Source organism: Nocardioides cavernae (genome assembly GCF_013410035.1).
Taxonomy (GTDB): Bacteria; Actinomycetota; Actinomycetes; order Propionibacteriales; family Nocardioidaceae; genus Nocardioides; species Nocardioides cavernae_A.
The window spans coordinates 313,686-331,703 of sequence record NZ_JACCBW010000004.1; the positions used below are offsets into that span (position 1 = coordinate 313,686).

Annotated in this window: 17 protein-coding genes; 8 read left to right on the forward strand and 9 right to left on the reverse strand. The window is 72.7% G+C overall.

Going from position 1 to position 18,018, the window contains the following annotated elements:
• Window positions 1-40: 40 nt before the first annotated feature.
• Complete coding sequence (locus tag F4692_RS18140) at window positions 41-1,105, forward strand: polyprenyl synthetase family protein (RefSeq protein WP_308645372.1); 1,065 nt, start codon at window positions 41-43, stop codon at window positions 1,103-1,105.
• A 35-nt stretch (window positions 1,106-1,140) separates the two neighbouring features.
• Here F4692_RS18140 and F4692_RS18145 read toward each other — a convergent pair whose 3' ends face one another.
• The 3 genes from F4692_RS18145 to F4692_RS18155 are packed head-to-tail and all read right to left on the reverse strand — an operon-like array spanning window position 1,141 to window position 2,505.
• Window positions 1,141-1,575 carry a barstar family protein gene (locus F4692_RS18145; RefSeq protein WP_179621112.1) on the reverse strand — a complete coding sequence of 145 codons (435 nt, stop codon included), beginning with the start codon at window positions 1,573-1,575 and terminating at the stop codon, window positions 1,141-1,143.
• 16 nt (window positions 1,576-1,591) lie between these two features.
• The gene (locus F4692_RS18150; protein ID WP_179621113.1) at window positions 1,592-2,134 is read right to left on the reverse strand and encodes a guanyl-specific ribonuclease; all 543 of its coding nucleotides are present in this window, start codon (window positions 2,132-2,134) and stop codon (window positions 1,592-1,594) included.
• Window positions 2,134-2,505 (reverse strand): helix-turn-helix domain-containing protein, encoded by a 372-nt coding sequence (locus F4692_RS18155; protein ID WP_179621114.1) that lies wholly within the window; start codon window positions 2,503-2,505, stop codon window positions 2,134-2,136. Before F4692_RS18155 ends, F4692_RS18150 begins: the two co-directional genes overlap by 1 nt.
• Before the next feature lie 78 nt (window positions 2,506-2,583).
• Between F4692_RS18155 and F4692_RS18160 the strand changes: the two genes are divergently transcribed.
• From F4692_RS18160 to F4692_RS18175, 4 genes are all read left to right on the forward strand, one after another.
• Window positions 2,584-3,384 carry a glycoside hydrolase family 16 protein gene (locus F4692_RS18160; protein WP_179621115.1) on the forward strand — a complete coding sequence of 267 codons (801 nt, stop codon included), beginning with the start codon at window positions 2,584-2,586 and terminating at the stop codon, window positions 3,382-3,384.
• Between the two features lie 108 nt (window positions 3,385-3,492).
• The gene (locus F4692_RS18165) at window positions 3,493-5,628 is read left to right on the forward strand and encodes a Stk1 family PASTA domain-containing Ser/Thr kinase (protein ID WP_179621116.1); all 2,136 of its coding nucleotides are present in this window, start codon (window positions 3,493-3,495) and stop codon (window positions 5,626-5,628) included.
• 14 nt (window positions 5,629-5,642) lie between these two features.
• Entirely contained in the window at window positions 5,643-6,542 is a 900-nt protein-coding gene (locus tag F4692_RS18170) for a DMT family transporter (RefSeq protein WP_179621117.1), read from the forward strand.
• Between the two features lie 57 nt (window positions 6,543-6,599).
• The gene (locus F4692_RS18175) at window positions 6,600-7,628 is read left to right on the forward strand and encodes an NADase-type glycan-binding domain-containing protein (RefSeq protein WP_179621118.1); all 1,029 of its coding nucleotides are present in this window, start codon (window positions 6,600-6,602) and stop codon (window positions 7,626-7,628) included.
• A 9-nt stretch (window positions 7,629-7,637) separates the two neighbouring features.
• Here F4692_RS18175 and F4692_RS18180 read toward each other — a convergent pair whose 3' ends face one another.
• The 4 genes from F4692_RS18180 to F4692_RS18195 form a co-directional block, all read right to left on the reverse strand.
• Window positions 7,638-8,639, reverse strand: coding sequence for a threonine aldolase family protein (locus F4692_RS18180; protein WP_218858725.1), 1,002 nt, complete (start codon window positions 8,637-8,639; stop codon window positions 7,638-7,640).
• 89 nt (window positions 8,640-8,728) lie between these two features.
• Complete coding sequence (locus F4692_RS18185) at window positions 8,729-10,066, reverse strand: class II 3-deoxy-7-phosphoheptulonate synthase (RefSeq protein ID WP_179621120.1); 1,338 nt, start codon at window positions 10,064-10,066, stop codon at window positions 8,729-8,731.
• Between the two features lie 62 nt (window positions 10,067-10,128).
• Window positions 10,129-11,490: a metallophosphoesterase family protein gene (locus F4692_RS18190; protein WP_179621121.1), complete on the reverse strand. Its 1,362-nt coding sequence runs from the start codon at window positions 11,488-11,490 to the stop codon at window positions 10,129-10,131.
• A 57-nt stretch (window positions 11,491-11,547) separates the two neighbouring features.
• Window positions 11,548-12,993 carry an APC family permease gene (locus F4692_RS18195; RefSeq protein WP_179621122.1) on the reverse strand — a complete coding sequence of 482 codons (1,446 nt, stop codon included), beginning with the start codon at window positions 12,991-12,993 and terminating at the stop codon, window positions 11,548-11,550.
• Window positions 12,994-13,141: 148 nt separating this feature from the next.
• Between F4692_RS18195 and F4692_RS18200 the strand changes: the two genes are divergently transcribed.
• A complete protein-coding gene (locus F4692_RS18200; RefSeq protein WP_179621123.1) occupies window positions 13,142-14,338 on the forward strand; it encodes a pyrophosphate--fructose-6-phosphate 1-phosphotransferase in 1,197 nt (398 codons plus the stop codon).
• A gap of 4 nt (window positions 14,339-14,342) precedes the next feature.
• Here the strand turns inward: F4692_RS18200 and F4692_RS18205 are convergent, their stop codons facing one another.
• Entirely contained in the window at window positions 14,343-15,563 is a 1,221-nt protein-coding gene (locus F4692_RS18205; protein WP_179621124.1) for an MFS transporter, read from the reverse strand.
• A gap of 50 nt (window positions 15,564-15,613) precedes the next feature.
• Between F4692_RS18205 and F4692_RS18210 the strand changes: the two genes are divergently transcribed.
• Together F4692_RS18210 and glpK are read left to right on the forward strand one after the other, a co-directional pair.
• The gene (locus F4692_RS18210) at window positions 15,614-16,456 is read left to right on the forward strand and encodes a DUF1028 domain-containing protein (RefSeq protein ID WP_179621125.1); all 843 of its coding nucleotides are present in this window, start codon (window positions 15,614-15,616) and stop codon (window positions 16,454-16,456) included.
• Window positions 16,453-17,922 (forward strand): glycerol kinase GlpK, encoded by a 1,470-nt coding sequence (gene glpK, locus F4692_RS18215; RefSeq protein WP_179621126.1) that lies wholly within the window; start codon window positions 16,453-16,455, stop codon window positions 17,920-17,922. Before F4692_RS18210 ends, glpK begins: the two co-directional genes overlap by 4 nt.
• Here the strand turns inward: glpK and F4692_RS18220 are convergent.
• Window positions 17,919-18,018: integrase core domain-containing protein (locus F4692_RS18220; RefSeq protein WP_179621127.1), on the reverse strand; the 100-nt coding region annotated here is incomplete at its 5' end. The genes glpK and F4692_RS18220 overlap by 4 nt on opposite strands.

Genomic DNA, 18,018 nt, shown 5'->3' on the forward strand with positions numbered 1-18,018 from the left:
GCTGCGGGCCGTACCCGTCCCACTGGCTAGTCTGGGCGCCGTGACGACCTGGGACCCGGCAGACTTCCGCGACCGGGTCCAGCAGGTGCTCGACGCCTTCCTCGACGACCGCGAGGCCGAGCTCGCCCCGCTGGGCCCCGACGCGCACCGGCTCGTCGGCGAGGCGCGTACGGCGGTGCGCGGGGGCAAGCGGTTCCGCGCGGCGTTCTGCCACTGGGGCCACCGCGCCGTGCGTCCCGACGTGGTCGACGAGGACGCCCTCGCGCGAGCCTGCGCGGCGCTCGAGGTCCTGCACGCGAGCGCCCTCGTGCACGACGACTTCATGGACGCCTCCGACACCCGCCGTGGGCGGCCGTCGACCCACCGCGCGTTCGAGGCCGAGCACCGCGCGGCAGGGTGGGACGGCGACCCCGTGCAGTACGGCGCCGCGGCCGCGATCCTGCTCGGCGACCTGCTGCTCGGCTGGGCCGAGGACATGCTGCGGCACAGCGGGTTCGGCCCGGACGAGGTGGCACCCGGGCTGGCGCTGTTCGAGCAGTGCCGCAACGAGGTGATCGCGGGGCAGTTCCTCGACGTGTCGGTGCAGGCGCGTGGCCGAGCGGACGTCGAGACGGCGATGACGGTCCTGCGCTACAAGTCGGCGAAGTACTCCATCGAGCGGCCCCTGCACATCGGCGCCGGGCTGGCAGGCGCGACGCCGGAGCAGATCGACCAGCTCACGCGCTTCGGGCTGCCGCTGGGCGAGGCGTTCCAGCTCCGCGACGACCTGCTCGGCGTCTTCGGCGACCCGGCCCGGACGGGCAAGCCGGCCGGCGACGACCTGGTCGAGGGCAAGCGCACGGTCCTGGTCGCCCTGACCCTCGACAGCGCGCCGCAGGCCGCCGCCCGGCGGCTCGACGCCGCGCTCGGCACCGCCCTCTCCCCCGCCGACGTCGACGACCTGCGCGAGATCATCGAGGACTCCGGCGCGCGCGCCCAGGTCGAGGCGGTCATCGGCCAGCTGACGGAGCGCGCGGTCGCGGCACTGCGGGTGGCCGACGTCGACGACCACGCCCGGGTGGTGCTCACCGAGCTCGCCCAGGCCGCCACGCAGCGGTCGGTCTGACGCCGACCGGCCTGACGCCGATCGGTCGACGCCGCTCAGTCGAGGCTGGTCAGGCCCGGCACGTCCGGTCCCTCGCCGCGCAGCAGCACCGTGAACGGCACCCCGCGGTCGTCGTGGACGCGCGTGCCGAGGACGCTCAGCGCGATGCTGAACGCCTTCTCGTCCGCTCGGGCGAGGGTGCCCCACCCGTCCCACAGCAGGACGACGCCCTCCGTGCCGGGCCCGACGTCGTGGAGGCAGTCGGCGAGGGCGTCGAAGTTCTGCCCGTACCAGTCGGGGAAGTCGAGCGCCTCGCCCACCGCCGCGAGGAAGGCGGGCTTGGTGTCGGCTCCCGTCCAGCCGTCGACGTGGCCGAAGGTCCATCCGGCGTGCTCGACGGCGTGGCGCACGTCGGCGACGTCGAACGCGCCGTGCCAGCGGTGGATGCCGGGCGGCTCGTGCCCGGCGAGGACGGCTGCCAGTCCACTCATGCCTGCACCTCCCGGTTCACCGGACGATCCGTGCGAACGAGTCGTAGTGGTCGGCGGTCCAGTAGTACTCCCCGCCGTCGCCGGTGACGATGCGCCACGGCCCGCGCACGCGCGGCGCCGTCTCGACGGTGTACTCGCGGTAGTAGCCCATCGCCTCGTCGGGCAGCAGGTCCTCCCGGTTCTGGAACGTCCCACCGTCGTCGTCGGGGTACTTGAACGGGCCGCCCGCGTCGATCCGGTCGAGCACGTCGCGCGCCTCCGCGGGCAGGCTCGCCTCCTCGACGAGGGCCAGGCCGCTGTCCGGGTCGACGCCGCCGGTGCCGGACGGGTCGGAGGTCGGGTCGGTCGTCGGCGTGGTGGTCGCGGTGAGGTCGTGCGAGGGCGAGGTGGCGGGAGACGGGGAGGCAGAGGAGGTCGTACGCCCGCCCGCGGGGTCCGTGCCCGTCGCGTCGTCGCCCTGCCCTCCGTCGACGAACAGCCACGCGACGAGCAGCACGGCCGCGACCAGCAGGAGCAGCCACTGGTAGCGCTGCCGTCCGGAGGCGGCCGCGGGTGCCATCAGTACTCCAGCACCTGCGCGCGGCGCTTGACCTCGCTGCCGCGGTTCTCGCGCAGCGCGTCGATCGGGCGACCGGGGAGGTCGTCGTCGGTGAAGAGCCACGCGATGCACTCACGGTCGTCGAACTTGTGGTCGTGCAGCAGCGTCAGCAGCCCGGGGAGGCCCTTGACGACCAGGCCGTCCTGGAGGAAGTCGGCGGGCACGCGGGGGCCGGCGCCGGGCTCGGGGACGGCCGCCGCCAGCTCGTGCTCGCGGATCATCGTGCGGACCTTGCCGGGTGTCACGCCGAGGATCTCGGCGACCTGGCTCCAGTCGAGCCACTCGGGGACGAGGGCGGCCAGGTCACGGTCGGCGAGGGGGACGTCGGTCATGACGGCAGCCTAGTGAGCCGGTCGAGGAGGCGCGCACCCGAGTTGTCACCCCAGCGGGCGATCCGTAGCGTGCGGAGGATGCACCCCCTCCGATCCACGCTCGTCGCCGCGCTCGTGGGCCTGCTCGCGCTCACGTCGTCCCCGGTCGTCTCCCCCGCGGCCGCCGACCACTACGACGGGGCTCCCGGCCCGATCCACGCCGGCAACACCTTCGGCTGGTACCAGCACGGCGTCTTCCGGCAGGAGTTCGTCGGCCCCAAGCCGGGGTTCTGGAAGAAGAAGGGCCGCGGCGTCGTCCGCACCCAGAACGGCATGCTCACCCTCATGAGCACCACGCGCGGCAGCGTGTCGGCGACGCTGGACCTGAAGGGCCACACCTACGGCCGCTGGGAGATCCGGATGCGCGCCCGGACGATGTCGCGGGTCAAGGGCGGCACCCCGTTCAAGGTCGTCACCGAGCTGGTCCCCGGCGGCACCCGCGACCAGCACTGCGGCGGTCGCGACATCGGCATCCAGAACTTCACCCTCGGCCGCAACACGGTGAAGTCCTACATCCACACGCTGCCCGACAGCTCCTACCGCGGGTTCCTCGATCGGCACCTGCGCAACGACCGGTGGCACACCTACGCCGTCGAGGTCGCCAAGGACCACATCTCCTGGTTCGTCGACGCCCACGTCATCCACACCGAGCGCCGCGCCGGCGCGCTCGACCCGCTGCCCCGGCAGCTGACGTTCGAGCTCCGCGCCCAGGACGGGGCGAGGATGCACCCGGCCCGGATGCAGATGGACTGGATGCGCTACTGGACGATGCGCGCGCCCAACGAGAAGTCGATCAAGGCGCCGCAGCTCGAGCTGAGCACCTACGCCGACGCCTGCTGACGCCACGCCGGTGGAGCTCGCCTGAGCCCGGGCCCACGCGGGGCTTCCGTACGATGGGCGCGCCGGATCCTTCCCCGTTCGCCTGGTCCGGCACCTGGAGGTCGACCAGTGGAGCCACCCGAGCACGCCCGCGCGTCCGCGCCCGGTGCTGCCGGCGACCCCTTGGTCGGTCGGCTGCTGGACGGCCGCTACCGCATCGCGTCCCGGGTGGCACGCGGCGGCATGGCCAGTGTCTACGAGGCCACCGACACCCGCCTCGACCGGACGGTCGCGGTCAAGGTGATGCACCCGGGACTGGGCGACGACCAGGAGTTCGCCGAGCGCTTCGTGCGGGAGGCGCGCGCCGCGGCCCGGCTCAACCACCCGAACGTCGTCGGCGTCTACGACCAGGGCGACGACACCTCCGACGGCACCGACACGGTCTTCCTGGTGATGGAGTACGTCCCCGGGCACACCCTGCGCGACGTGGTCCGCAAGGAGGCGCCGATGGCGCCCACCCGGGCCGTCGCGCTGATCGAGCCCGTCGTGTCCGCCCTCGCCGCGGCGCACCGCGCCGGCCTCATCCACCGCGACGTCAAGCCGGAGAACGTGCTGATCGCCGACGAGGCCCACGGCGGCCGGGTCAAGGTCGCGGATTTCGGGCTCGCCAAGGCGGTCAGCGCCGACACCCAGCACACCGCGACGGGCGGCGTGCTCATCGGCACCGTCTCCTACCTCGCACCCGAGCTCGTCGTGGACGGTCGGGCCGACGCGCGCGCCGACGTCTACGCCACGGGCGTGGTGCTCTACGAGCTGTTGACCGGCCGGAAGCCGCACGAGGGCGAGTCCCCGATCCAGGTCGCCTACCGCCACGTGCACCACGACGTCCCGATGCCGTCCCTGGTCGAGCCCGGCGTGCCGGACTACGTCGACGCGCTCGTCGCCCGCGCCACCTCCCGCGACCGCGACCAGCGCCCCGCCGACGCGACCGTCCTGCTGCACCACCTCCACCGCGTCGAGCTCGCGCTGCGCGAGGGGCTGGCGTCCGACCCCGAGCTCGCCGCCGACCTGCTCCCCCGCCGTGCTCCCGCCGACGACGCGGACGGTGGCGACGCGGACGGGGGCGAGCGCACGACGCCGCAGCCGTTCGACGCGGAGGCGCTCGCGCTGCTCACCGAGGTCGACCCCCGCGACTCGGGCCTCGTCGCGGACGGCAACCCCGACCGCACCACCGCCCTCGAGCGGCACGCCGTCCCCGAGGAGCGCGCCGACCCGCCGGTCATCGAGCCCATGCGCACCACGACCGTGGCCGCCGCCCCGGCCCCGACCCGTACGGCGCCCGCGCGGCCCGCTCCCGTCGCGACGACGCCGCGACGACGCTCCAGGCGCGGGCCGGTCCTGCTGGTGCTCGCCGTCCTGCTCCTCGCCGGCGTCGGTGCCGGGGCGTACTGGTTCGGCTGGGAGCGCTACACGACGACCCCGGCGGTGCTCGGCCTCGACGAGGTGGCCGCCCGCGGCGAGCTCGAGGACGCCGGGCTGGAGGCCGAGGCCGGCGAGCCGGCGTACTCCGAGAACGTCGAGGCCGGTCTGGTCATCGCGACCGACCCGGGCCCCGGGGGCAAGGTCGTCGACGGCGGCACGGTCGTGCTCACCCTCTCGCTCGGACCGGAGCGGTACGACGTCCCGCCGCTCCAGGGGCAGACCGAGGACCAGGCCCAGGACGCGCTGGCCGCCACCAACCTCGCCTTCGGAGAGAGCAAGGCGCGCTGGAGCGAGACGGTGCCGGAGGGCCAGGTGATCCGTTCCTCCCCCAAGGCCGGCACCGTCCTCAAGCCCGGCGCCACGGTCGACCTGGTCCTCAGCCGGGGTCGCAAGCCGTTCGAGGTGAAGGACTGGACGGGCAGGTCGATCGACACCGTGCGCGCGACGCTCACCGAGCGCGACCTGGAGGTCAGCGTCGCCGAGGAGTACAGCGACACCGTCTCCGCGGGCGACATCATCGCGCAGGACCCGCCCGCGGGGAGCACGCTCTACCGCGGTGACACCGTCTCGTTCACGGTGTCCCTCGGGCCCGAGCTGGTGGAGGTGCCGCGGGTGCGCGCGATGGGCGTCGAGGCGGCCACCGAGCTGCTCGAGGGCCTCGGCTTCCAGGTCCGCACCGAGCAGGCCGACAACTACCTCGGCCTCGGCTTCGTCTACTCCTCCGACCCCGACCAGGGCGACGAGGTCGCCAAGGGCTCCACGATCACGCTCTACCTGATCTGAGGTCCTATCGTTCGATGGTGACCGAGCACGACCGTCGTACGACCCTGCTCGCGGCGGCGGCGCTCCTGGCCCTCGCCGCGTGCTGGGGCAGCACCTTCTTCATGATCAAGGACCTGCTCGACCGGGTCCCGACGCTCGACTTCCTGGCGCTGCGCTTCAGCATCGCCTCGCTCGCCCTCCTCCTCGTCGCACCGCGGGCGATCGCTCGCCTCTCGCCCGTCGTGCGACGGCACGCGGTCGTGCTCGGTCTGCTCTACGGCGTCGCGCAGATCCTGCAGACCGCCGGTCTGGCGCACACCCCGGCCAGCATCAGCGGCTTCGTGACCGGGCTGTACGTCGTGTGCACGCCGCTGCTGGCCGCCGCGATCCTCCGGACCCGGATCCCGCCGATCACCTGGGCGGCCGTCGCGCTCGCGACCGTGGGCCTGGGCGTGCTCGCCCTCAACGGCCTCAGCATCGGCTACGGCGAGCTCATCACCCTCGCCTCCGCCGTGCTCTACGCGCTGCACATCGTCGGGCTGGGCGCCTGGTCCAGCGCGCAGGACGCGATCGGCATGACGATCCTGCAGGTCATGGTCATCGCGGTCGTGTGCACGCTCTCGACCGCGCGCGACGGCATCGTGCTCCCCGATCGCGCGGGCGACTGGGCGTCGGTCGCCTACATGGCCGTCGTCGTCGGCGCGCTCGGGCTCCTCGGGCAGACGTGGGCACAGGCCCACCTGCCGCCCACGCGCAGCGCGATCATCATGAGCATGGAGCCCGTGTTCGTCTCGCTCTTCGCGGTCTCGCTCGGGGGCGAGGACGTCACCGCCCGCCTCCTGCTGGGCGGCACGATGGTGCTGGTGGCCATGCTGACGGTCGAGCTCGCCCCGCGCCGCGTCGTGGAGGGCGAGGTCCCGCACATCGCCGTGTGAGGCCCGCGCGCGCCGCGACAGGGGCACGGCGTGGGCCCCTGCCCCTATCGTGGCCCCGTGGACAGGTGCGTGGCGTGCGGTGCCGAGCTCGGGGTGGGGCGGTTCTGCCTCAACTGCGGGCACCCCGTCGGCACGCCCGCGCCCGAGGTCGTCGAGCACCCGCCGATCGCGCCCCCGGTGCAGGCGGCCGATCCCACGCCGGTCGCGCCCACGAGCCCGCCGGACCTCACCGACGACGCAGCGGCCCCCGAGCCCGCACCTGCACCGGGCCCCGAGCCCGGGACGGACCCCGAGCCTGATCCCGAGCCCGAGCCCGAGACCGAGGCACGGCACGAGTGGGACCCCCGCGAGGACCTGCTCCCCTACGAGAGCGTCGACGACGTCGACGAGACGCCGATCCACGGTCGCGCCTGGGTCTTCTGGGTCGTGGGTGCGCTGCTGCTCGTCGGGTTGGTGGTGGTCCTGCTGCGGGTGTTCGACGCCGACGACGACGTGAGTGCCACCGACCCTGCCGGCCAGAGCACGTCGGAGCAGACGGCACCCGCTGCGGCGGAGTCGCCGGCGGATGCGGAGGGGGTGGCGACGGACGCGCCGACCGGCGTCGGCAGGGCCCTTCAACTCGCCGAGGGCGCCACCTTCGCCGTCGAGAGCACCGCGCCGCCGACCACGGACCTCGACGGCAACCTCGTCGCCTACGAGGCGAGCCAGATGGGCGACGGCGACCCGACCACCGCGTGGCGCACCGAGGGTGCCGCCGAGGGCCAGGAGATCCGGGTCACCCTGCCGCAGGCGGCCGTGGTGTCGCGGGTCGGGATGGTCAACGGCTACGCCAAGCAGGTCGCGGGCGTCGACTGGTACCCCAACAACCGCCGCATCCTCTCCGTCACCTGGACCTTCGACGACGGCACCAGCGTGGAGCAGACGTTCGCCGAGCTTCCCGGGATGCAGCGCCTCGACGTGACGCCCGTGCAGACCGGCACCGTGGTGATCACCATCGACGCGGTCACCCCACCCGGAGCGGGCGACCTGGGGCGCGACTACACCGCCGTCAGCGAGATCTCGATCAGCGGCCGGCAGGCCGGCTGACCTCCCTCGTCACAGGCTCGCCAGCACCGAGGCGGCGCGCTCGGCGTCCGCACGGGTCACGTCCAGGTGGGTCACCAGGCGTACGGCCCGCGGGCCCACCGCGGAGATCCGGACGCCCGCCTCGGCCGCCCGGGCGACGAACGCGGCCGCGTCCGGGCGGTCCACGACCACGATGTTGGTGTCGACCGACGCGGGGTCGAGTCCGAGCGCCTCGCCGATGAGCCGCGCGTGCGCGTGGTCGTCGGCCAGCCGCTCGACGTGGTGGTCGAGGGCGTACGCCCCCGCAGCCGCGAGCACGCCGACCTGCCGCATCCCGCCGCCCATCCGCTTGCGCCGCACGCGCGCCTCGAGCACGGCGTCCGCCGACCCCACCATGAGGGAGCCGATCGGTGCGCCGAGCCCCTTGGACAGGCAGACGGCCATCACGTCGGCGACCCGCCCGTAGTCGGCGAGCGGGGTCCCGGTGGCGACGTGGGCGTTCCAGAGGCGGGCGCCGTCGAGGTGGACCTTCGTCCCGGCGGTGTCGGCCCAGGACCGCAGCGCGCGCAGGTCGTCGAGCGGCAGGACCGCGCCGCCGGCGAAGTTGTGGGTGTTCTCGACCGAGACGGCGGCCGTGCGGACGAAGTACATCCCCATGTCGGGAGCGAACATCGACTCGATGGCAGCCAGGTCCACCTGACCGCGAGGAGCGGTCCAGGTCCGCATGGTGAGCCCGGTGATCGCACCGTGGGCGCCCAGCTCGGCGCGCGCGATGTGGGCCGAGGACTCGCAGAGCACCTCCTGGCCCGGGGCCACGACCGACGCCACGGCCAGCACGTTGGCCATCGACCCCGTCGGCGTGAACAGCGCGGCCTCGTGGCCGAACATGCCCGCCACCCGCTCCTCCAGCGCCGTCACGGTCGGGTCCTCGCCGTAGACGTCGTCGCCGACCTCGGCGCGGGCCATCGCCGCACGCATCGCGTCGGTGGGCTTGGTGAGGGTGTCGGAGCGCAGGTCGATCACGGACGTCATCCCATCACGGCCGTCCGGTGTGCCGACGAGCGGTGCGTGAGACACGTTCCAGGGCTCGAGAACATGTCCTGCTCACCGCTCGGGCAGGCTCAGGCCTTCCGCAGCATCTCCGCGACGAGGAAGGACAGCTCGAGGGACTGCACCCGGTTGAGGCGCGGGTCGCACACGGACTCGTAGCGGTTGGCGAGCCCGGCCTCGTCGATCTCCTCGCCGCCGCCGACGCACTCGGTGACGTCGTCACCGGTGAGCTCGACGTGGACGCCACCGGGCCACGTGCCGAGGCTGCGGTGCACGTCGAAGAAGCCCTGCACCTCGTCGATCACGTCGTCGAAGCGGCGGGTCTTGTAGCCCGAGGACGCCTCGAACGTGTTGCCGTGCATCGGGTCGCAGACCCACGCGACGTTGAGCCCCTCGGCGGTGACCTTCTCCACGAGCGCGGGCAGTCCGTCACGGATCTTGCCGGCGCCGAAGCGGGTGATGAAGGTGAGCCGGCCCGGGGTGTTCTCCGGGTTGAGGCGCGAGGCGTACGCCAGCGCGTCGTCGGGGGTCGTCGTGGGACCGAGCTTGATGCCGATCGGGTTCTTGATCCGCGACAGCAGCTCGACGTGCGGGCCGTCGAGCTGGCGGGTGCGCTCGCCGATCCACACGAAGTGCGCGGACACGTTGTAGGGCTGGTCGGTGCGCGAGTCGATGCGGGTGAGGGACTGCTCGTACTCGAGCAGCAGGGCCTCGTGGCTGGAGTGGAAGTCGACCCGGTGGAACTCGTCGGGGTCGGCGCCGATCGCCTTCATGAAGGTCAGCGCGCGCTCGATCTCGTCGGCCATCGCCTCGTAGCGCTGGCCGAACGGCGAGGACTGCACGAAGTCGGTGTTCCACGTGTGGACCTGGCGCAGGTCGGCGTAGCCGCCGGTGACGAACGCGCGCACGAGGTTCAGCGTCGCCGCCGAGGAGTTGTAGACGTCGACGAGCCGCTGCGGGTCGGGCACCCGGGCCTCGGGGGTGAAGTCGTAGCCGTTGACGGCGTCGCCGCGGTAGGCCGGGAGGGTGGTGCCGCCGCGGGTCTCGAGGTCGGACGAGCGCGGCTTGGCGTACTGGCCGGCGAGGCGGCCGAGCTTCACGACCGGCACGGAGGCGGCGTACGTCAGCACGACCGCCATCTGCAGCAGCACGCGGAGCTTGTTGCGGACGTTGTCGGCGGTGACGCCGGCGAAGGTCTCCGCGCAGTCGCCGCCCTGGAGCAGGAAGGCCTCGCCGCGCGTGACGGCGGCGATCTTCTCGGTGAGGTCGTCGCACTCGCCCGCGAAGACGAGCGGCGGCGCCGTCCGGAGTCGGGCGACAGCAGCGTCGACCGCCCCGGCATCGGGGTAGGTCGGCTGCTGCTTGGGCCCGAGGGCGTGCAGCTGCTCGAGGGTGGGGATGGCACTCACCCCGCAAGGGTACGGCGCGGGGGCGGCCGCGCCCGAACCGCGACGCCTGCCGGACGCCCCGGTCAGCCGCGCGGGGTCAGCACGCCCTCCGCCTCGTCGACGCGGAGGCCACCGGACGCGGTCCTGCTGGCGACGAGGGTGCCGGTGACGATCGAGCCGTAGGGGTAGCGGATGTGGCCGGGCGCGCCCTGGCGCGAGGTGGTCCACAGACGGTCGTCGAAGCCGATCTCCCCGCGGAACTGGTGGTTCTCCAGCACGAGCTCGTCGGTCGTGGCCTGGCCGAGCACGTAGGACGCCTCCCCGCGGTAGAACAGCGAGCCGTGCGAGACCTGGAGGATGCCGTCGTCGACGTGGACGGTCTGGTCGTGCACCTCACCGCTGAGGTAGACGTCGACGCCGCCGCGGACCATCACCTTCCACAGGTCGGACCGCGTGCCCTTCTCGTAGACGAGGTGGCTGGAGTTGCGGGTGCGGACGTCGGGGGTCATCGGCACGTGGCCCTGCACGAGCACCCAGGGGACGTCGTCGCGCTTCGCCCGCCGCAGCACCCCGCGCAGCCACGACAGCTGCTGCGGGTCGACGGACAGGTGCACGTCCCCCCCGCGCCGCTCGAAGACGTCGATGGTCACCAGCAGCACGTCGGGGTCGAGGCGCACGGCGTACGCGGTGTCGCGGGCGGGTCCGCGACGCGGGCGGTCGGTGAAGCGGCGCTCGCCCGCCTCGTCGCGCAGCACCGTGTCGGCGTAGATCCGCTTGAACTCCGGGACGTGGCGTCGCTTGAAGTCGATCCACGCGCGTCGGCGGCTGGCGCGCCACGGGTCGTCGCCGACCTCGTGGTCGCCCAGGGCGGTGTAGGTCGTGAGGCCGTGGTCGGTGAAGCGCTGGAGCCAGGCCGGGTAGTAGACGGCGGCGGCCCGACGCCAGGCCCGCATCCGCTGCGCCTCGGTCCTGACCGGACCGAACACGCCGGTGCGGGAGTCGTCGCGTCCCCACCGCCCCTCGACGAGGTCGCCCGCGACGAGGACGTCGTCGGTGCCCTGCTCCGCCATCTCGGCGATGACGTGGTCGAGGGCGGCGTCGTACTCGTCGTTGGTGGAGTTGGCGACCACGCCGGTGCCCTTGACGACGTGCTCGCGACGACCGTCGGCGGTCAGGTCGGCGACGTCCTGGTTGAGGAAGTCGGGCGCGGAGACGAAGCGGTAGGCGTCGTCCAGGTCGGGGGCTCGCGGCACGGGGGGCCGGTCACGCGGACCACGCGTGTCGAGGACGTCGGCCGGGTCGCGCGGGGACGATCCGAGCGTCGGGGCGAGGAGGTCACCGCCCGGCGTGGCGCTGGCAGAGGGGGACGGCGGGGTGACCGTCGAGCACCCGAGCACCGACGCCACGAGCAGCGCGAGGACGGGGCCGAGGGGTCGTCGAGTCACTCGCCCCACCGTAGAGGGCGCACTCCACCGGCCCGGGCACCAGCCGGGCCGTGTCGCTCACTCGAGGTGGTCGATGTCGCGGAACCCGGTCTTCTTGGCGCGCACGCCGCGGTTGGTCATCCACGTCAGCGCCCAGAGCACCACGCCGACCGCCAGCAGGCCGCCCGCGATCTTGTACTGCACCATGTCGGCCTCGAGCCGCGCCCACGGACCCAGCAGGTACGCGCAGCAGATCGCGCCGACCACCGGCAGGTAGGAGGGGGCCCGGAACGCGCCGTCCGGCGTCGGGTCGCGACGCAGGACCAGGCAGGCGATGTTGACGATCGTGAAGACCGCGAGCAGCAGCAGCGCGGTCGTCCCCGACAGTGCCGCCACGACGGAGGACTCCGAGTCGAGGGTGACCACGCTGATCAGCGCGAGCGCCAGGAGCGTGGTGAAGACGATCGCGGTCCACGGGGACCGGCGGCCGGGGAGCACCTTGCCGAGCGAGCGCGGCAGCACGTCCTGCTGCGCCATGCCGTAGATGAGGCGGCTGGCCATCAGCATGTTGATGAGCGCGGTGTTGGCGACGGCGAAGACGGTGAGGAACGGGAAGATCGTGTCGATCGGCAGGTCGGGCGCACCGATCTTGACCACGTCGAGCAGGATGCCGGCCTCGGCGTTCGTGGGCTCGGCGATCTGGCCTGCCGGGATGACGGCGACGACCGAGATGGCGACGAGCATGTAGATGACCACCGCGATGCCCAGCCCCGTGAGCATCGTGCGCGGGAAGATCTTCATCGGGTCCTTGGTCTCCTCGACCATGTTGACCGAGTCCTCGAAGCCGACCATCGAGAAGAACGCGATCGCGGTGGCGATGGTGACGGCCATGAACAGGCCCTTGTCGTCCGGGCTCTCGAACACGGTGATCCGCCCGAGGTCGCCGTCGCCGCGGGCGATGACCCAGACGCCGATCCCGATGACGATGGCCAGGGCGGTCATCTCGACGAGGGTGAGGATCACGTTGAACTTCACGCTCTCCCCGACACCGCGCAGGTTGATCGCCGCGAGCACGAGCATGAAGACCAGCGCCGTGACGAGCACCGCGGCCGAGCTCGGCTCGTCGTTGCCGAACCCGATGAGCAGGTTGGCGGCCAGCAGGTTGGACGACGTGGACGCGCTCGTGACGCCGGAGCACACGACGGTGAAGGCCACGAGGAACGTGATGAAGTGGATGCCGAACGCCTTGTGCGTGTAGAGCGCGGCCCCGGCCGCCTGGGGGTACTTGGTGACCAGCTCGAGATAGCTGAAGGCGGTCACCGTGGCCACGGCGAACGCGACGAGGAACGGCAGCCAGGCGATGCCGCCCACCTGACCGGCCAGCTTGCCGGTGACGGCGTAGACGCCCGCACCGAGGATGTCGCCGACGATGAACAGCAGGAGCAGCTTGGGGCCGAGGACCCGCTTGAGGTCCGTGTCCTCGGGCCCGTTCACGTCCGGCTGCGTGGCTTCTGTGGCACTCATCGAGACTCCCGTCGTGGTTCCGCGCCGACGCACGGTGCCCCTCACCTTGGCGCGTGCGTGCGCCGTGAGGCAACCACCGCGGCACTCCCGGCACGCCGTGTCGTGGACCATTGGATCGTTCCAAGGGATGTGCCCTACCCTGCTGCCCATGCCGAAGCGAGTCGCTCTCCTCACCGCAGGCGGGTACGCCCCCTGCCTCTCCTCCGCCGTGGGCGCCCTCATCGAGACCTACGACGCCGCCGACCCCGGGATCGAGCTGATCGCCTACCGGCACGGCTACCACGGCCTGCTCACCGGCAACAGCGTCACCATCGGCCCCGAGGAGCGCGCGGGAGCCGCCCTGCTGCACCGCTTCGGCGGCAGCCCCATCGGCAACAGCCGGGTCAAGCTGACCAACGACGCCGACTGCCGCACCCGCGGCCTGATCGGCGAGGACGAGACCGCGCTCGAGGTCGCCGCCCGCAGGTTGCAGGCGGACGGCGTCGACGTGCTCCACACCATCGGCGGCGACGACACCAACACCGCGGCGGCCGACCTCGCGGCGTACCTCGCCACCCAGGGCTCTCAGCTCACCGTCGTGGGGCTGCCCAAGACGATCGACAACGACATCGTCCCCATCCGGCAGAGCCTCGGCGCACAGACCGCCGCCGAGCAGGCCTCCCGGTTCGCCCAGAACGTGCTGGCCGAGCACGGGTCCAACCCCCGCATGCTCATCGTCCACGAGGTGATGGGCCGCGCGAGCGGGTGGCTCACCGCCGCGGCCGCCCGCGACTACATGGCGTGGCACGCCGAGCAGCAGTGGCTGCCCGGCATCGGCCTCGACGCGCGCAAGTGGGCCATCCACGCCGTCTACGTCCCCGAGCTCGGCATCGACCTGGCCGCCGAGGCCGCGCGGCTGCGTGCGGTGATGGACGAGGTCGGCTGCGTCAACATCTTCCTGGCCGAGGGTGCCGGGATCGACGACATCGTCGCCGAGCTGGAGGCGGCCGGCGAGGAGGTCGGGCGCGACCCGTTCGGGCACGTCAAGATCGACACGATCAACCCCGGTCGCTACTTCGCCGACCGCTTCTCCGAGGCGATCGGCGCCGAGAAGCGCATGGTCCAGAAGTCCGGCTACTTCTCGCGCTCCGCGCCCGCCAACGACACCGACCTCGCGCTCATCCGCGAGATGGCCGAGCTCGCCGTCGCGTCGGCGCTGGACGGCCGCCCCGGCGTGATCGGGCACGACGAGGACCGTGGGGACGAGCTCCGTGCGATCGAGTTCGAGCGGATCGCCGGGCACAAGCCGTTCGACGCGACGCAGCCCTGGTTCACCGAGCTGCTCGCGGGCATCGGCCAGGCCTGACCCGTCAGGCGGGCTCGGGGGTCTCCTCGCCCGCGGCGTTGGTCACCCGCAGGCCGGCGGCCGGCAGCGTGCGCGGCAGACCCTGGAGGTACGCCGCGCTGACGACCGCGACGAGCGCGAGCACCCACCAGATCGTGGTCGGCCCGCGCTCGAGGAGCCACGTGAAGGCGATCGGCGTCACCGCTCCCCCGATGCCCCAGCTCAGCTGGAACAGCCCGAGGTAGCGCCCGCGCAGGTGGTCGGGCGCCGCCTCGGCCGCGGTGGCGCTGAGGACGGGTCCGCCGACGAGCTCGCCGATCGTGTAGACGGCGGCGCCGACCAGCATCACGGTGACGGCGAGCCAGACCGGGAGCCAGCCGGCGAGGACGAACATCGCATAGCTGGCGACGAACACCACCTGCGCCAGGCCCATCATCCGGTGGCGCAGCTGCCCCGTCATCCGGCGTACGACCAGCCCCTGCCCGAGGCCGACCATGGCGGTGTTGAGGGTGAAGATCGCCCCGACGACCCACCCGGGCAGGTCGATGGTCTCGGCGACGTAGACCGGCAGCGCGAAGTTGAGCACCATCATGCCGGAGACGAAGCCGAGCTGGCCCATCACGAGCCGGAGGTACGCCCGGTCGCGCAGGACGGTTGCCCAGCCCTCGACCGGTGCCCCCTCGGGCGACACGGCCCGGTGGTCGGGCACGTCGAGCAGCAGCACGAACGCGACGACGAAGGTGACCGCGTTGATGACGACGACGGCCTGGTAGGCGGTGTCGGTGCCGATCTGCAGGGCGATGCCGGCGAGGACGCCGCCGATGGAGTAGCCGAGGTTGCGCACGGCCTGGAGGAACCCGAACCACAGCTCGCGCTCCCCCGGTGCCGAGATGGCGGTGACGACGTTGCCGAAGGACCCCCAGAAGGACTGGCGCCCGATGTTGAGCAGCGTGGTCCAGAGCGCGACGGCGAGCAACGAGTCGGCCCACAGGTAGGCGACCATGCCGACGGCCTGCACCAGGTTGCCGACGAGCATCATCCGCCGCGGGCCGAAGCGGTCGACGAGGCTGCCGATCACGAAGGCGCCCGGCATCGTCAGCAGGGCCGACAGCGACATCGCCGAGCCGATCTGCACGAGCGACAGGTCCGTCATCGCGACGAAGTAGAGCAGCGTGATGGGCATGAACAGGCCGCTGCCGACGGTGTCGGCCACGATGGCCGCGACGAACCTGCGATGCTCCCCCACGCGGGGGAATCCGAGACGGCTGAGCACAGGGTCACACTAGGGTCCGGGGTATGACCTTCTCCATCGTTGCCCGGTCCGACGACGGCGAGTCGTGGGGGGTGGCCGTCGCGTCGAAGTTCCTCGCCGTCGGATCCGCCGTCCCCGCGGCCGCTGCCGGGGTCGGCGCCATCGCCACGCAGGCCGACGCCAACATCGCGTACAAGTACCTCGGGCTCGCGCACCTCGACGAGGGCGCGACCGCGCAGGTCGCCCTCGACCGCCTCGTCGAGGAGGACGACGGCCGCGAGCACCGGCAGGTCGGGATCGTGGACTCCGACGGCAACGCGGCGACGTGGACGGGCTCCGACTGCTTCGCGTGGGCCGGCGGCACGACCGGGCGCAGCGGCGAGCGGGGCGGCTACGCCATCCAGGGCAACATCCTCACCGGGCCCGAGGTCGTCGAGGCGATGGAGCGCGCATGGGCGAAGGCCGCCGACCAGTCCCTCGAGCGCCGGCTGCTCGCCGCGCTGGCCGCCGGCGACGCGGCCGGGGGCGACAGCCGCGGACGGCAGTCGGCCGCCCTGCTCGTCGTGCGCGACGGCGCCGGCTACGGAGGTCACGACGACGTCGCGGTCGACCTGCGCGTCGACGACCACGCGGACCCGGTCACCGAGCTGGCGCGGCTGGTCGACCTCAACGAGCTCTACCTGACTGCTTCCACGCCCGAGGAGCAGGTGCCGGTCGACGACGCGCTGATGGTCGAGCTCGAGGCGCTCGCCAAGGCCGAGGGCAAGGACAGCTTCCACATGTGGGTCGGGTCGGAGAACTACGAGATGCGCGTCGACGCGGGCGCCCGGCCCGCGTGGATCGACCGACGGATCCTCGCGATCATCCGGGGCGAGGACCAGTCGTGAGCATCCTCGCCATCGACGCCGGCACCACCGGCGTGACGGCGGTCGTCGTCACGCCCGACGGGCGGATCCAGGCCACGGGCTACCAGGAGTTCCGCCAGCACTTCCCCCGGCCCGGCTGGGTCGAGCACTCGCCCGAGGAGATCTGGCAGGCGACCCTCGAGGCGACCCGCGAGGTCCTCGGCAAGGTCGACCAGTCGGAGCTGACCGCGCTCGGGATCACCAACCAGCGCGAGACGATCGTGCTATGGGACCGCGAGACCCTGGGCTCTCCCCGGCGCGCGATCGTGTGGCAGGACCGCCGCACCGCCGACATCTGCGACCGCCTCCGCGCCGACGGCCACGAGGACCGGGTCGCCGAGCTCACGGGGCTGCGGCTCGACCCGTACTTCTCCGGCACCAAGCTCCTGTGGCTGGCCGAGCAGGAGCCGCACACCTGGGCGCTGGTCGAGTCCGGGCGGTACGCCGTCGGGACGGTCGACTCCTACCTCGTCGCCCGGATGACGCGCGGGACCTGGCACGTCACCGACGTCTCGAACGCCTGCCGCACCCTGCTGTTCGACCTCGAGGCCGGCGACTGGTCCGACGAGCTGTGCGGGCTGTTCGGCGTGCCCCGCGACGCCCTCCCCGACATCGTGCCCAACTGGGGCGAGGTCGCCCCGACCGACCCGGCGGTCTTCCTGGGCCTGTCGCTCCCGATCGCGGGGATCGCCGGCGACCAGCAGTCGGCGCTCTTCGGGCAGACCTGCTTCGAGGAGGGCGAGTCCAAGTGCACCTACGGCACCGGCTCCTTCATCCTCACCAACACCGGCGGCGAGGTCGTGCGCAGCGACGCGGGCCTGCTGTCGACGGCCGCCTGGCGCTCCCCCGGCGGCGAGATGACGTACGCCCTCGAGGGGGCGATCTTCGTGACCGGGTCGGCCGTGCAGTGGCTGCGCGACGGCCTGCAGATCGTCGGCAGCGCGGCCGAGACGGCGGCCATCGCCTCGACCGTCGACGACACCGACGGGGTGTACTTCGTCCCCGCCCTGACGGGGCTGGGCGCCCCGCACTGGGACCCGCACGCCCGGGGCATGGTCATCGGGATCACCCGCGGCACCACCCGCGCCCACCTCGTACGCGCCACCCTGGAGGCGATCGCGTACGAGGTGCGTGACGTGCTGGAGACGCTGCCGGAGCTCACCACCCTCCGCGTGGACGGCGGCGCGGCCGCCAACGACCTGCTGTGCCAGCTGCAGTCCGACCAGGTCGGCCGGGCCGTCGAGCGCCCCGAGATCGTCGAGACCACCGCGCTGGGCGCGGCCTTCCTCGCCGGCCTCGGCACCGGGACGTGGGGGTCGACCGACGACCTGCGCGACACGTGGGCGCTCGACCGGAGGTTCGAGCCCGGGGGCGACCGCGCGGCGCTGGACGCGTCGTACGCCCGCTGGAGCGAGGCCGTCGAGCGGTCGAAGGGCTGGTCCGGCTAGATGTACTGATCGGTGAGGTTGATCAACCTGGTGATGGGTGCTGACCCGCCGATGGCGGTGTGGGGCCGGTGGTGGTTGTACTCGTGGAGCCATGCT